The following is a 14,089-nucleotide window of genomic DNA, read 5'->3' on the forward strand; positions in this document are numbered from 1 at the left end:
GTTCTCCTCGGGGGTGTCGTCAGGCGGAGGGCGGCGGCTCGGCGGACGGCGACTCGGAGCGCTGCGACTCGGGCAGGGCGTCGGGGTCTCCCGCGGCCATCCGGGTCGCCGCGCGGCGCACCGCGCTCCGGATGCTGGCGTAACCGGTGCAGCGGCAGAGGTTGCCGTTGATCGCCTGGTCGATCGCCGCGTCGTCGGGGTCCTGGTCGCGGTCGAGCAGTTCGCAGGTCGTCAGCAGCATGCCCGGCAGGCAGTACCCGCACTGGAAGGCGAACTCGTCCCAGAACGCCTGCTGAACGGGGTGCAGGCCTTCGTCACCCGCCAGGCCCTCGATCGTCGTGATCTCCGCGCCGTCGGCGGAGACGGCGAACACCGAGCACGACTTCACCGACGCGCCGTCCACCAGCACGGTGCAGGCGCCGCAGTCGCCGGTGAGGCATCCGACGTGGGTGCCGGTCAGGCCGACGTCCTCGCGGATCGCGTGCACCAGCAGCGTGCACGACTCGACCTCGATCTCGTGCTCCTGGCCGTTCACCTTCAGGCGAACCCTGTTCACGGTGTCTCCTCCTCCCCGCCGGTTTCCAGCGCGCGGGCGATGCTTCGCGCGGCGGCCACCGGAGCCACACGCCTTCGGTACTCGCCGTCCGCCAGGACGTCGCTCCACGGCTCGGTGACCGCCGCGTCGACGACCTCCCGTACGTGGGCCCGCCAGGCGGGGTCGGCGACGCCGGCGTCCGGCCGGTCGACCGTGACGAGAAGCGGCGTCGCGGCCACCGCGCCGAGCGCGACGCGCAGGGCGCCGTCCGGCCCCGGCACGCAGGCCGCGGTGGCGATCGGCCAACTGCTCTCGGCGTGCTTCAGCTTCGTGTAGCCCACGGACGTGCCGGTGAGAGCGGGCAGCACGAGGGCCGCGAGCACTTCGTCGGGACGGCGCGCGGTGGCGAAGGCCCCGGTGAAGAAGTCGAGGGCCTCGACCTCCCGGGTGCCCGACGCCGACGCCAGCCGCATCCGCGCGCCGAGCGCGACCAGGCAGGCCGGGACCTCCGACGACGGGTTGGCGTAGGAGGCCGATCCGCCGACGGTGCCCTTGTTGCGGATCTGCGGACCACCGGTGACCCCACCGGCCATCACGCGCAGGAGCGGCACCAGGGCCGGGGCGCGGTCGTCGGCCAGCACGTCGGCGTACGTGGTCGTAGCGCCGACCACGACCTCGCCGTCACCGGGGGCGATCCCGGACAGGCCCGCCCGCGACAGGTCGACGACCACGTCGGCGCGGGTCCTGCCGTGCGTCATGTCGGGGATGAGCATCGTGCCGCCGCCGAGGACGACGGCGTCGCCCGCCGCCTCGGCGAGCACCGACACCACCCCGTCCAGGCCGGTGGGCGCGTGGTAGGTGAAATCCTTTGTGATCATTTCGTTCGCGCCTCGTCGATGAGAGCGAGGACGGCAGGCGGGGGCAACGGCACCTCGCGCACCGTCACGCCGAAGGGCGCGAGCGCGTCCTCGATCGCGTTGGCCACGGCGGCCTGGGCGCCGCCCACGCCCGCCTCGCCCGCGCCCTTGTTGCCGTACATGGTGAACGGGCTGGGCGTGACCTGGTGCTCCAGGCGGATGGTGGGCAGGTCGCCCGCGCGCGGCAGGAGATACGACTTGAAACGGTCGCTGGCGAGCCGGCCCTGCGCGTCGTGGACGAGCCGCTCGGTGAGCCCGGCGCCGATGCCCATCACGATCGCGCCGTACGCCTGCCCCTCCACCAGTGCGGGATTGATGATGGTGCCGCAGTCGTGGACCATGACGAAGTCCAGCAGCTTGGTCTGGCCGGTCTCGGCGTCGACCTCGACCACGGCGGCGTGCAGGCAGCTCGAATAGGTGGGATAGGGCTGGATCCGGCCGCGCTCGTCGGGGACGTGGTCGATATTCCCCGGCTTGTAGGCGCGGGTGGCCTCCAGGACCGGCTCCACCTCGTTGGCGATCGCGAAGGCCCGCGTCACCACCGCGGCGGCGACCTCGGGGATCGGCACGGTCCTGCCGTCGCCGACCGCCCTCACGTACCCGTGCGCGACCTCCACCTCGTCCACCGGCACCGCGAGCATCCGCGCGCCGACCGTGGCGATCTTGGCGCGCACGTCGCGGGCGGCCAGCGCCGCCGACCCTCCGCCGGTCACCATGCCGCGCCCGCTGAAGTTGCCGAACCCGCCGGGGCAGCGCTCGGTGTCGCCCTGCACCACGGTGATCCAGCTCATCGGCACACCCAGCTCGTCGGAGACGATCTGGGCGATCCCGGTGTCGTTGCCGCCGCCGGGCGTGGTCACCCCGGTGTAGACCGTCACCTTGCCGGTCATGGTCATCCGCACCGTGGTGACGTCGAACCCCGAGACGAAGGACCCGGGACCGTCGGCGGACTCGGGGGTCAGCTCGAATGCCAGCCCCACGCCGAGGTGACGGCCCTCCGTGCGCAGGTCCGCCTGCCGCTTCCTCAGGGCGTCGTAGTCCAGCGCCGCGAGCGCCTTGTCGAGCAGCCCCGGGAAGTCACCGCTGTCGATGTTCAGTCCCGTGGCCGTCCGGTAAGGGAACTGGCCGGCCGGGATGAAGTTGGTCCGCCTGACCTCCGCCGGGTCGAGGCCGAGACCGCGGGCCACCAGGTCGACGACCCGCTCCATCACGAAGTGCGCGGAGTCCTTGCCGAAGCCCCGCGCCGCGTTGAGCGGCGGCTTGTTGGTCACCACCACGTGCAGTTCCGCCTGCACGTTGGGCACCGTGTAGCCGGACGCGAGCGTCGTGGCCGACATGTTGGGCATCGCCCATCCGGCCTGCGCGGACACCGCCCCGGTGTTGGCGACGATCTGGTCGCGGATGCCCACGATGCGGCCGTCGCGCATGGCGCCGACCGTGAACCGGTGCACCTGCTCGCGCGCGCCGGCCATGAACGCCTCGCGGCGGTCCTCGATCCACTTCACCGGCGCGCCGGTCAGCTTGCTGAGCAGGCAGACCAGGGTCTCCTCCGGATGACCCTGCATCTTCAGGCCGAAGCTGCCGCCGACCCGCGCGGTGATGACGTGGATCGCGGTCTCGTCCAGGCCGAGGCTGTTCGCGACCATCCACCGCAGCTGGTGCGGGTTCTGCAGCGACCCGTACACCGTCAGGGTCTCGTCCAGGCGGTCCCACGAGGCGAGATAGCCGCGCGGCTCGATCGGCGCGGTCGTGCTGCGCGCGATCCGGATCGTGTCCGAGATGACGAGGTCGGCGGACTCCAGGGCCGCGTCCACGTCCCCCGTGCCGTAGTGGTTGTGCAGGACGACGTTGTCCGGCCACTCCTCGTACAGGAGCGGCGCGTCCGCCGCCAGCGCGTCGTCGCCGTCCAGCACGTGCGGCAGCGGCTCGTACTCCACCCGGACGAGCTCGGCCGCGGCCTCGGCCTGACGGCGGGTGTCGGCGACCACCGCCGCGACCGGCTGACCCGCGTAGACGACCTTCCCGACGGCCAGGCAGCGGACGTCGGTGTAACGTCCGCCCCTGGCGGCGGGGTCGATGAAATGGGGGATCGGGCCGGCGTGGGCGGCGGCGCTCTCCCCCGTGAGGACCAGCGCCACACCCGGGCTCTGCTCCGCTTCGCGCACGTCGACGCGCAGGATGCGAGCGTGGGGGACCTCGCTGCGCACCACCGCGGCGTATCGCATCCCCGGCAGGGTGTAGTCGTCGACGAACCGGCCGCGCCCCGTCAGCAGGGTGTCCCCACCCTCCTTGCGCGCCGAGGAACCGATGGCCGGTCCGGTCACGACGACGTCCGCACTGGTCACCGCGGTCATGGCAGCTGCACTCGCACGCGCTGGCCGGTGCGGTAGAACGGGCTGCGCTTCTCCACGTCGAACTGGTCGAGCTCGCCGTTCTCGTCGAGCTTGCACTGCAGGCCACGGGTCAGCCGCTCGTGGCTCGTGATCAGGAAGAGCTGGCCGTCGACCGAGGGGAACGGCGGCTCGTGCCAGGTGCCGCGGTACAGGTTGATGGAGACGTCACCGGGGATGATGAACGCCTTCACCTCGTCCAGGACGGGGAACCCGTTCTCCAGCGGCACCTGCGGCGGCGCGACCACGGCGACGTACGGCTGGCCGTTGAGCGGGATCATCGTCTGGGTCATCTCGACGTGCCGCTCCAGGAAACGCAGGCTGTCCCCGCGCTGGCCGACGCGGAACACCAGGAACTCCGGCGTGGTGTCGCAGTCCAGCCGGACCGGGCCGTGCACGGCGTTCTTGCCGGAGTAGAAGTCGATGGGCAGCCGGGGCGTGGCGTCCAGCGACATCGCCTCCCCGAAGGGGGCGAACGCCTCCGCGGTGAACTCCTGCGGCTTGATGGTGTGCAGGGGGCTGTCTGGGCTGAGCAAGGTTCCTCCGTAGTGAATCGTGACTGCGGCCGGTCGGCCGGTGGGGCCGGCCGACCGGTCAGGCCGTCAGGCCGTCAGCAGAGCGGTCAGCTCCCGTACGGCGGAGCCCGGCGAGGTCAGCACCAGGCTCACCACCTGGTCCGCCGCCTGCTCCCCCGACACCGGGTGGACGTACCTGCGGAACTTCCCGAGCAGTTCGTCCCGGCTGAGCGGAGCCCGCCGGTCCCCGGCCGGGAGGTCGACGAAGCTCTCGTGCCGTTTCCCGTCCCGCGTCGTGATGGTCACGCGGGTCGCGGTGAACTCCGGATACAGGGCGTTCATCTCGTCGGACACACGGATGCGCACGGTGGAGGCCACCTGGTGCACCAGCGGGTCGGCGAGCCGGGACGGCTCGAACTGCGCACCGGAGACGTCGCGGTCCACGATGGCGACCGCGGCGGAGTACGGCAGGCTCAACGTGCACGGAATCGCCGACTCCGCGGGCGTCACCGACCGCTCGACCAAGATCCGCGCCACCTCGTAGGTCTCCACGTCGATGTCGGCGACGTCGGCCGGGTCCAGGTCGTGCTCGATCGCGAGGTCGACACACGCCTGACTGGCTCCGTGCGTGTGCCGGCATCCGGCGAAGCGCTTCTGGTGCACCTCGAGGATGGTCCACTCGCTGCCGAGCCCGTCGGTGAGCCGGGGGTCGTCGGCCGCGCCGCCGAAGAGCGAGATCATCCCCTTGGGATGCTCAAGCACCTCGGGCCATCCGGTGAGCCCGGCCTTGGCGTGCAGCGCCCCCTCGACCCCGGACCTGGCGATCTGCCCGGCGAACGCCGGCTTGACCGTGTGCCCGGTGAAGATCTGCTCGATCATCACGGCGGGCACGAAGTAGCCTGCCGCGCCCATCGCGGACGCGACGCCCGCCGCGTCGAGGCCGAGCAGCTTGGCGCAGCCGGCCGCCGCGCCGTACCCCGCGGCCACCGGGAACCAGCCCTTGGTGGTGGCGCCGGGATGCAGCACCCGGCCGATCCGGTTGGCCACCTCGTAGGCGGCCACCGCGGCCACGATCAGGTCCCGCAGCGTGGCGTCGGTGGACTCGGCCACCGCGAGCAGCGCCGACAGTGCGTGCGACGGGTGGAACCCGCCGAACCGATAACCGTCCTGGTGCTCCAGCACGTCCGAGGCGCAGCCGTTGACGTAGGCCGCGTCGGCCACGGTGGTGGCGAAGTCCCCGCCGAGCACCGTGGCCACCGGCCGGCCGCCGCGCGCGCGGACCAGGTCGGTGATGGTCACGATCTCCGGCACGCGGCTGCCCGCCATCGTCACGCCGAAGAAGTCCAGCAACAGGACCTGCGCCTTGGCGACGACCTCCTCGGGGAGGTCGTCGTAGGAGAGCTCCGCCGCGAACCGTGCCAGGACGGCGGTCGCCCCGCTCGCGTCGCTCATCACACCTCGCCGAGCTGCCGGCGCAGGTACTGCACGATCTCCCCGAAGCGGGGGTCCTTCGAGACGTCCGTGCCGCGAGGCCGCTCGAAGTCGACGTTCACGATGTCCTGGACCCGGCCGGGCCGCTGCGAGAGCAGCACGATGCGGTCCGCGAGGAACACCGCCTCGGAGATCGAGTGGGTGACCAGCACGATCGTCTTGCCGGTGTCCAGCCACAGCTGCTGCAGCATGGAGTTCATCCGGTCGCGCGTCATCGCGTCCAGCGCGCCGAACGGCTCGTCCATCAGCAGGATGGACGGCCGGTGGATCAGCGCCCTGGCGATGGCCACCCGCTGCTGCATGCCGCCGGAGAGGGCACGCGGGTAGTGCTCGAGGAAGTCGGACAGGCCCACCGACGCGGCGAGCTCCTCGGCCCGCGCGCGCCGCTCCTTCTTCGGCACCCTGGTGACTTCGAGCGGAAGCGCGATGTTCTTCCAGATCTTGCGCCAGGGCATCAGCGTGGCCTGCTGGAACACGAATCCGAGGGAGCCCAGGGCCTCCCGGGACGGCTGGGTCGAGCCCTCCGCGAACAGGTCCTTGTCCCCGATGGTGATCGTGCCCTCGGTGGGCGCGATGAGGCCGCCCAGCATGCGCAGCAGGGTGGTCTTGCCACAGCCCGACGGTCCCAGCAGGACGACGAACTCCCGCGGCTTGATCTCGAGATCCGTGGGCATCAGCGCACGCACCGGGCCGGCGTCGCTCGTGTACTCCTTGCCGACCCCCTTGATGGAGATCGCCGCTCCGCCGTTGGTGGCGGGGACCGGTCGTGGCGTGGCGGCGCCGGTGGGCTGTTGCATCGCTGCTCCAGGATCGATGGTGCGGACTTGGTTGGCGTCAGTCGACATATGCCTTTGCCGACAGTTCGTCCCAGGTCGCGCCGGGACCTGGCTGCCGGTACTCGGTGGTCGGGGCCGCGTCCGAGCGGATGAACGACATCGTTCCGCCGCGCGAGTAGAGCGGGCCGTGGAACACGTGGGGTGACCGGAAGAAGTAGCCACCGGTGCGAATGACGCCCAGCGGGCCCATCAAGACGTCGCCGTAGATCTTGAAGGACTCCTCGTAGACGGGGTGCCCCTCCTCCAGCGGCGACTTCCAGCCCGGCATCATCGCCGCGAGGTAGATGAAGACCTCGTCGTCGGAGCGCAGGACCTTGGACATGGCGCCGACCTCGAGCTGGACCTCGCCGCTCCATCCGGCGGGGACCCACGGCTCGCGCTCGGTGACGATCCGCAGCAGAGGCTCCCCGGAGCCGGTGCCGGCCTCGAAGCCGGGCGCGCCCCAGAACCCGCAGTAGAGGGTCAGCCCGCGCACCGACGCGACGATGTCCAGCGCCGCGCCCGCCTTGGCGTACACGTAGTCGCCGGTGCGCAGCGGCTCACCGTCGAGCAGCCCCTCACCGGAGATCACGAAGATGTCCACGGAGCTGGTGAGCACACCGCGGTGGCGGCCGGTCAGCCGGTGGATCGAGGTCTCCGCGGCGGTGCCTGCGTCCCTGCTGAGCAGCCGCTTGCGCCCGCTCTGGGCGAACCCGAACTCACCCTCGCCGACCGCCTGCCACGGCACGTCCTGGCTCTGGATGAAGTCGACGTCAGGCCTGTTCCACATCACATGCTCCCAGGGTCGGTATCCGCGCCCGCCGCCCTCCGGCCCAGCATCCGGCCGAAGCTGAGGGCGGGCGTCACACTCATGCCGCTCACGAAGGACTTGCCGGACAGCGAGCTACCGCCGATGACCTCGCCGGCGGCCCACAGGTTCTCGAACGGTCCCTCCGCGCCGAGCACCCGCAACTGGCTGTCCACTTCCAGGCCCGCCGGGCTCTTGAGGGTGGAGCCGTGGTTCAGCACCGCGTAGAACGGCGCCTCCCCGATCGGCGCCGGCAGGTTCGTACGGCCGAACTCGTCCTTGCCCGAGGCGACGGCGCTGTTGTAGTCCGCCACCGTGCGGGCCAGCAGGCCGGGGTCCATGCCGGTGGCCTCGGCCAGCTCCGCCAGGTCGCCGGCCTTGACGAACGAGGTGTGGCCGGCGAAGGCGCCGTCCAGCTCCTCCTCGGTCCAGGTCGGGAACAGCGGGGGCGCCGTACGCCGGATCGCCTCGTCGTAGACGACCCAGAACTTCAGATCCGGCTGGTCCAGCAGGGCGTTCTCCCGGACGTCCACGCTCGGCGCGTCCTCGGCCACGAAACGCTCGCCACGGGCGTTCACGTGGATCTCCCACGGCTGCCGGGACTGCGGGGTCAGCGACGGGTAGTCGTCCAGGTGGACGGTCTCCCAGGTGCTGCCCGCCTTGAGCACGCCTCCGTAGGTCGGGAGGAACCGCTCCTGGCCGCGCACCCTGGCGCCCACGCCGACCGCCGCGACGATCCCCGACCCGTCCGCCCCGGGAGACGCCGGGCCCGCCAGCGGCGAGCCCGCGGTGAGCTGGGGGAACAGGTCGGGATTGCCGGCGTAGCCGCCGCTGGTCAGGATCACGACCCGGGCGTCGATGTCGTGGAGCGTTCCATCCGGTCTACGGACAGTGACACCGGCCACCCGGTGGGCGCCCTCGGTCCGCAGCGAGACCACCTCGGTGTTGAGCTCCAGCGTCACCGAACCGGCGCAGGCCTTCTCGAACGCCGGGGCCAGCACGTCGAGCACCGACAGACCGGCCCTGCGCCCCCAGTAGGTGCGGGCCACCAGGTACGGCTCGTGGAAGTGCAGCACGGCGGGGGCGTCGGGATCCATGTCGAACCCGGAGGCCATCAGCCATTCGACCGAGGCGGGCGCGTGGTCCACCGCCAGCCGGACGAGCATGGGGTCCGCGGTGTTCTTGCTGATCCGCATGACGTCGTCGAAGTGCAGGTCAGGGGTGTCGAGGATGCCCTTGGCGCGCTGCAGGGACGTGCCGCCCGCGGACAGCTGCCCCCAGGAGCGCCAGAGCGTTCCGCCGATCCGATCCGCCTTCTCGATGACGGCGACCCGGAGCCCCTGGCCCGCGGCCTCGATGGCGGCGGGCAGGCCGGCCGTGCCGGCGCCGACCACCACAAGATCCACCGTCGTCACCCCGGTCATCGGCCCCACCTCGGCGTCGTGACGTGAAGCATGTGGGTCACACCTCTCAGATCGAGTCGATGAACGAGGTGTTGACGAAGTCGGTGACCGGCCGGGACTTGTCCTTCATGATCCCCGACTTGCGCATCAGCTCGAGGGCGCTCTCCCAGGCGGCGACGTCGATCGACAGGAACTTGCCGTTCTTGGGCGTGCTGACCTTGACCTCGCCCAGGATCTTGGCCTTGGCGACCTCGCGGTCGGAGACCTCGATCTCGTTGAGCTTGGCCACCGCCTCCAGCACCTTGTCGGCGTTGGCGGGGTCGGCCATGAACTGCCAGGCCTTGTTGCAGGCGCGCAGGAAGCTGGTGACCGCGGCGGCCTCCTTCTCCGCGGTCTCCGTGGTGACGAAGTAGGAGTCACCCGGCAGCGGCGCGAACTGGTCGGTGTTGAGGTAGTGCAGGTCGATCTTCATCTGACGGAACGCGGTCTCCGTGCCGATGAAGGTGATGAAGCCGTCGACCTCGCCGCGCTTCAGGAACTCCAGGGAGCCGACGTCGGCGCCCGTCACGACCTTCTTCACCTTGGTGGGGTCGAGCCCGGCGGCCACGGACATCGCGTCCAGCTGCAGCTCGGTGGTGCCGCCCTTGGAGATGACACCGATCGTCTTGCCCTGCCACTGCTCGGGGTGGGTGAGCGGCTTGTCCGGCAGGGAGGCCACGCTGTACTGGCTGACCTGGTCCTTCTGGCCGATCGTCACGATCGGGGTGTTCTGGTCCGCGATCAGGGGACAGGTGAGGACGGCGGCCGCCTTGCCGAACATGGCCTGCTTGGCGGCGACCTGGGAGATCGAGGTCGCGGTGCCGGTGCCGCCGATCGACGTGACCAGCAGGCCCTCCTCCGCGAAGTAGCCCTGGGCGTCCGCCACGTACACGTCGGCGTGGGAGATGATGTGCCCGAACGGGGTCATGTAGACGAGGTTGCGCAGGTTCTTGCCGGAGGGGGCGGCGGAGCTCGACGCCCCGGTGCTGGCGTCGTCGGACCCGCAGCCGACCAGGAACTGGGTGCCGGCCACCGTGGTGATGAGCAGGCCGGCGTTGGTGAGGAACTTACGGCGATCCATGGGGCTTTCCTGTTTTCTCAGAGGGAGGTGGGGCGACCGGACGACTCATGCCACGGGATCGCGAATCGGCGAATCGCCGCGGTGACGGTGTAGAGGAGGAAACCGAGCACCGTCATCACGATCACGGCCGCGAAGAGCATGTCCGTGCGGAGGCTGGCGAGCATGGTCACGGCGAGTGCGCCGAGACCCTCGTCGCCGCCGAGGTATTCACCGACGACGGCGCCGGTGATCGCGAAGACGATCCCCAGCTCCACTCCGGTGAGCACGTAGGGCAGTGAGGAAGGAATGTCCAGCGAGATCACGCGCTTCCACCAGGGTGCCTGGATGACGCGCATGAGATCGCGGTGGCCGGGGTCGACCGAGCGGATTCCCAGAATCGTGTTCTGCATCATGACGAAGAACGCGATGATCGCCGCCATGAAAATCTTGGACGTGGTTCCGAAGCCGAACCACAGGAGGATCAGGGGCACGATCGCCACCTTGGGCACCACCTGGGTGGCGACGAGGAACGGCGAAAGCACTCGTTCCAGGTTGCGGGCCCTGCCGAGGATGATCCCCAGGACCACTCCGACGATCGCCGCGAGCGCGAAGCCGACCAGCGTCTCGTACAGGGTGACCTGGATCGCCTGGTAGATGGTCTTGCCCTTGAGCAGTTCGACCATCGCCTCGGCGACCGTCTCCGGCGGGGGCAGCAGGAGCGGCCCCACGTCGAACAGCACCGTGTAGGCCTTCCAGGCACCGAGGAACGCCGCGAGCAGCAGCGGGGTGGTTATCCAGAGGATCGCCGAAGACGACGCCACCTTACGAAGAGACCTTCGGCGTTGCGCCGACTTGGCCGCATGCTCGGAGCTCGACGACATACGCTGCCTCCAGCCTTTCTGGTTGTATCGCTAGGCGGAACGCCGTACCGGATAGGAGGATGCTAGAGGCGTCATCAAAGTGAGGTCAAGGGATTGACCTCCCGAATCTTCGTACCTATCCCAAAGTGGGCGTTTTGTGACGGTTTGTACCGTATAGGAAGATTCATAGGATGACACACCCGGAGCGCCGAGCGTGAGATTTACCGCACTTTACGTAGTCACCCCAGGACAGGGGCCACTTCACCGGCGTAGTACGGTGCGGTGGCGGCGGGGCAGACCGCGTGGATGAGGGCGCGCGGGAAGGCGGCGCGCGGAGGACTTCGCGGCGTGGAACGGCCGCCGCCGCGCTCAGCGCGACAGCGGCCGGGGTGCGATCAGGGGACTAAGATCCGACGGCTCGGAAACCGAGCTGGCGCGACACCTCCGCCGCGGCCTCCTTGACGAGCCGGCCGTACTCCTCCGCCTTGCCGGCGCTGAGCCGGCTGACAGGGCCGCACACGGAGATGGAACCGTAGACGCGGCCGTTCGCCTGGAAGACGGCGGCGGCCACCGACGCGGCCCCCTGCTGCCGCTCGCCCAGGCTCAGCGCGTAACCGCGCTGCCGGATGAGCTCCAGCTCCTCGGCCAGCCGGTCGCGATCCTGGATCGTGATCGGAGTCAGCGCGACCAGTTCCTGGGAGTCGAGATACTCACTGATCTCGTCGGGCCCCATCATGGCGAGAATCGCCTTGGAGGACCCACCCGCGTGCAGAGGGTAAAGTCTCCCCAGCTGCACCGACATGTGGATCTCCTGGGGCGACAGCACCTGCGTCAGGTACATCCGCTGGGTGCCGTAGCGGACGGAGAGCGTGGCGGTCTCCTTGGTGCGGGCCACCAGGTTCTCCAGGTAGGGCTGGGCGATCCTCGGCACCTCCATCTGCGCCATCGCCGCGAGGCCCACGCCCACCGCTCCTGGGCCGAGGCGGTACCTGCGGGTGCGCTCGTCGAAGGAGAAGAAGTCGGCGGCGACCAGCGTGCGCACCACCCGGTGCACGACGGCCTTGCTCAGCCCGAGGGTCCGCGCCAGCTCCGAGACGCCGATGTCCGGCTCCTTGGCCGCCGCGACAGCGAAGATCACCTGAAGGGCTCGCTCGATGCCGCTGCTCGTCTGCCCCTCGTCCGCTGTCGGCGCGGTCCTGGCCGCCGAAGACAAGCGCCCGGTATCGCCGTTACTTACGTTCTCGTCCGCCCGCACAGGATTTGAGCATAGCTGTGATCCGCGCCATCGGGCAGGTGGTGATGGCCGCCGACCTGCCTGAAGTGCGAACCGCCCCGGCGCTGTGCGGGCCGGGGACACCACGGCGGAGTCACGCGTACGGCGCAGGGACGGCGTCCGGGGTGTCGTCCGAGGCGTCGTCCGAGGCATCGTCCGGGGCGTCGTCGACGAGGAAGCCGCCGGACTGGTGGCGCCAGAGCCGGGCGTACGAACCCTCCGCCTGGCGCAACTCGTTGTGCGTGCCCTGCTCCACGACCCGCCCCCGGTTGAGCACGACAAGCCGGTCCATGCGGACCACCGTGCTCAGGCGGTGCGCCACCACGAGTGCGGTCCTGCCCTGCATCAACTCCCACAGGGCTTCCTGCACGAGGATCTCGCTCTCGGAGTCGAGGGCGCTGGTGGCCTCGTCGAGCAGGAGGATGGGGGCGTCCCGCAGGATGGCGCGCGCGAGCGCGATGCGTTGCCGCTGGCCACCGGAGAGCTTGACGCCGCGCTCGCCGACCAGGGTGTCGAATCCGTCCGGCAGCGACTCGGCGAACTCCGTGACGTGCGCCGCCCGCGCGGCCCGGAGGATCTCGGCATCGGTGGCGCCCGGCCGGGCGAACGCGATGTTGTCGCGTACGGACCGGTGGAACATCGCGGGTTCCTGGGGGACGTAGGCGATGAGGCCGCGCAGGTCGGCCTGACGCAGCCGGGCGATGTCCTGGCCGCCGATCAGGATCCTGCCTCCGTCGATGTCCATGAGACGCAGCAGCAACCGGGTGAGCGTGGTCTTGCCGCCGCCGGACTGGCCGACCAGCCCGATCCTGGCCCCGCTGGGAATGTCCAGGTCGAGGTTCTGGAACAGGGGCGGACCACCGCCGTGCCCGAACGTCACCCCCTCGAAGCGGATGCTCGCGTCGGCGGGGCGCAGTGGTTGCGGATCGTCGGGATCCACGACGGCCGGTGGTTCCAGGAGCAACTCGGTGAACTGGGCCGCTTCCGTGAGGACGCTCTCGACGCGCCGGTACGTCTGGTTGAACTCGAACATGATGCCGATCGCGTTCGAGTAGTAGGTGAAGGTCACCACGATGGCCTCCACGCCGAGCCCTCCGCGCAGCGCCACGGCGAGGAGCAGGCCGACGGAACTGGTGAGCACCGACAGCGGGGCGACGACGGTGTCCACCCGCAGGTTGCCGTAGTCCCACGAACGGAGTGTCAGCCTGCGCTGCTCGGCCAGCCTGGCCCGGTATTCCGCGGCCTCACGCTCCTCGGCGGCGAACGAGCGGACCGTCTCCATGTTGGACAGCACGTCGGCGACGTGGCCGGACACAAGCACCCTGGCGGCCTCGCGTTTGTCCACCAGAGCCTGGCGGCGGCGGATGAGCGGGGTGACGAGGAGTCCGGTGACGACGATGAGACCGACGAGCACGAGGACCAGCAGCGGGTGATACCGCCACAGCACCACCGACGCGAAGACCAGCGGCACCACCTTGGCCATGATCGAGAACGTGAGCGTGTCGACGAAGTCCTCGAACCTGGAGGAGAACCCGAGGATCCGCTTGGTCAGCGAACCGGCGAAGTTGTCGTGGAAGAACGCGGCGTCCTTGGCCAGCAGCGCGTCCATGCCCACCACGCCGAGCCGCTCGATGCCCCGGGCGTCGGCGCGGTTCACGAAGTGCAGCCCCACCCGCCACAGCGCCTCGCCCGTCAGCAGCAACGCGCCGAAGCCGAGCACGTAGGGCAGGAGCGCGCCGGCGGAGCCGTCCCCGCCTCCGGCCAGGCGCCCGACGAGCCCGGCCACCGTCAGCGGCGCGAGGTAGAACAGGCAGATGTTCCCCAGCGCGGGCAACGTCAGCGCGGGCACGGCGACCCGCCACTGACGCCTCAGCTCGCCGCAGTAGTAGCGCAGGGCCAGCAGAACCGCCGATTTGCGGGCGGATGTGCCTTTTTCTCCGTCATCGCTCGACCCGAGCGCAGATCCGAGCACAGCCATCCTCC

Annotated in this window: 12 protein-coding genes; all 12 read right to left on the reverse strand. The window is 70.2% G+C overall.

Annotation, left to right across the window (positions count from 1 at the left end; all coding sequences use genetic code 11):
• Nucleotides 1-19 precede the first annotated feature (19 nt).
• Nucleotides 20-556, reverse strand: a complete 537-nt coding sequence (locus tag HHX31_RS26315) for a (2Fe-2S)-binding protein (RefSeq protein WP_169951211.1) — start codon at nt 554-556, stop codon at nt 20-22.
• On the reverse strand, nt 553-1,413 hold the full coding sequence (locus tag HHX31_RS26320) for a xanthine dehydrogenase family protein subunit M (RefSeq protein ID WP_169951212.1): 861 nt from the start codon (nt 1,411-1,413) through the stop codon (nt 553-555). Before HHX31_RS26320 ends, HHX31_RS26315 begins: the two co-directional genes overlap by 4 nt.
• Nucleotides 1,410-3,797, reverse strand: a complete 2,388-nt coding sequence (locus tag HHX31_RS26325; RefSeq protein WP_169951213.1) for a xanthine dehydrogenase family protein molybdopterin-binding subunit — start codon at nt 3,795-3,797, stop codon at nt 1,410-1,412. The genes HHX31_RS26320 and HHX31_RS26325 overlap by 4 nt, the downstream gene beginning before the upstream one ends.
• A 5-nt stretch (nt 3,798-3,802) precedes the next feature.
• Nucleotides 3,803-4,378: an ureidoglycolate lyase gene (locus tag HHX31_RS26330; RefSeq protein ID WP_169951214.1), complete on the reverse strand. Its 576-nt coding sequence runs from the start codon at nt 4,376-4,378 to the stop codon at nt 3,803-3,805.
• Between the two features lie 66 nt (nt 4,379-4,444).
• Nucleotides 4,445-5,809, reverse strand: coding sequence for an MmgE/PrpD family protein (locus HHX31_RS26335; RefSeq protein ID WP_169951216.1), 1,365 nt, complete (start codon nt 5,807-5,809; stop codon nt 4,445-4,447).
• A complete protein-coding gene (locus tag HHX31_RS26340) occupies nt 5,809-6,645 on the reverse strand; it encodes an ABC transporter ATP-binding protein (RefSeq protein ID WP_169951217.1) in 837 nt (278 codons plus the stop codon). Before HHX31_RS26340 ends, HHX31_RS26335 begins: the two co-directional genes overlap by 1 nt.
• Nucleotides 6,646-6,682: 37 nt before the next feature.
• A complete protein-coding gene (locus tag HHX31_RS26345) occupies nt 6,683-7,453 on the reverse strand; it encodes a hypothetical protein (protein ID WP_169951219.1) in 771 nt (256 codons plus the stop codon).
• Nucleotides 7,453-8,895: an FAD-dependent oxidoreductase gene (locus tag HHX31_RS26350; RefSeq protein WP_169951221.1), complete on the reverse strand. Its 1,443-nt coding sequence runs from the start codon at nt 8,893-8,895 to the stop codon at nt 7,453-7,455. Before HHX31_RS26350 ends, HHX31_RS26345 begins: the two co-directional genes overlap by 1 nt.
• Before the next feature lie 46 nt (nt 8,896-8,941).
• Nucleotides 8,942-9,994 (reverse strand): ABC transporter substrate-binding protein, encoded by a 1,053-nt coding sequence (locus HHX31_RS26355; RefSeq protein ID WP_169951223.1) that lies wholly within the window; start codon nt 9,992-9,994, stop codon nt 8,942-8,944.
• 17 nt (nt 9,995-10,011) lie between these two features.
• Entirely contained in the window at nt 10,012-10,794 is a 783-nt protein-coding gene (locus HHX31_RS26360) for an ABC transporter permease (RefSeq protein ID WP_311932247.1), read from the reverse strand.
• 442 nt (nt 10,795-11,236) lie between these two features.
• Nucleotides 11,237-12,088 carry an IclR family transcriptional regulator gene (locus tag HHX31_RS26365; RefSeq protein ID WP_169951225.1) on the reverse strand — a complete coding sequence of 284 codons (852 nt, stop codon included), beginning with the start codon at nt 12,086-12,088 and terminating at the stop codon, nt 11,237-11,239.
• A 112-nt stretch (nt 12,089-12,200) separates the two neighbouring features.
• The gene (locus HHX31_RS26370; RefSeq protein ID WP_311932248.1) at nt 12,201-14,078 is read right to left on the reverse strand and encodes an ABC transporter ATP-binding protein; all 1,878 of its coding nucleotides are present in this window, start codon (nt 14,076-14,078) and stop codon (nt 12,201-12,203) included.
• Nucleotides 14,079-14,089 lie beyond the last annotated feature (11 nt).

The sequence above is a fragment of the Microbispora sp. H11081 genome (assembly GCF_012999535.1).
Taxonomy (GTDB): domain Bacteria; phylum Actinomycetota; class Actinomycetes; order Streptosporangiales; family Streptosporangiaceae; genus Microbispora.

Excerpts from the sequence above, each read along its gene's own strand:
- HHX31_RS26320 (WP_169951212.1), bottom strand. The coding sequence starts at position 1,413 with ATGATCACAAAGGATTTCACCTACCACGCGCCCACCGGCCTGGACGGG.
- HHX31_RS26335 (WP_169951216.1), bottom strand. The coding sequence starts at position 5,809 with ATGAGCGACGCGAGCGGGGCGACCGCCGTCCTGGCACGGTTCGCGGCG.
- HHX31_RS26340 (WP_169951217.1), bottom strand. The coding sequence starts at position 6,645 with ATGCAACAGCCCACCGGCGCCGCCACGCCACGACCGGTCCCCGCCACC.
- HHX31_RS26345 (WP_169951219.1), bottom strand. The coding sequence starts at position 7,453 with ATGTGGAACAGGCCTGACGTCGACTTCATCCAGAGCCAGGACGTGCCG.
- HHX31_RS26350 (WP_169951221.1), bottom strand. The coding sequence starts at position 8,895 with ATGACCGGGGTGACGACGGTGGATCTTGTGGTGGTCGGCGCCGGCACG.
- HHX31_RS26355 (WP_169951223.1), bottom strand. The coding sequence starts at position 9,994 with ATGGATCGCCGTAAGTTCCTCACCAACGCCGGCCTGCTCATCACCACG.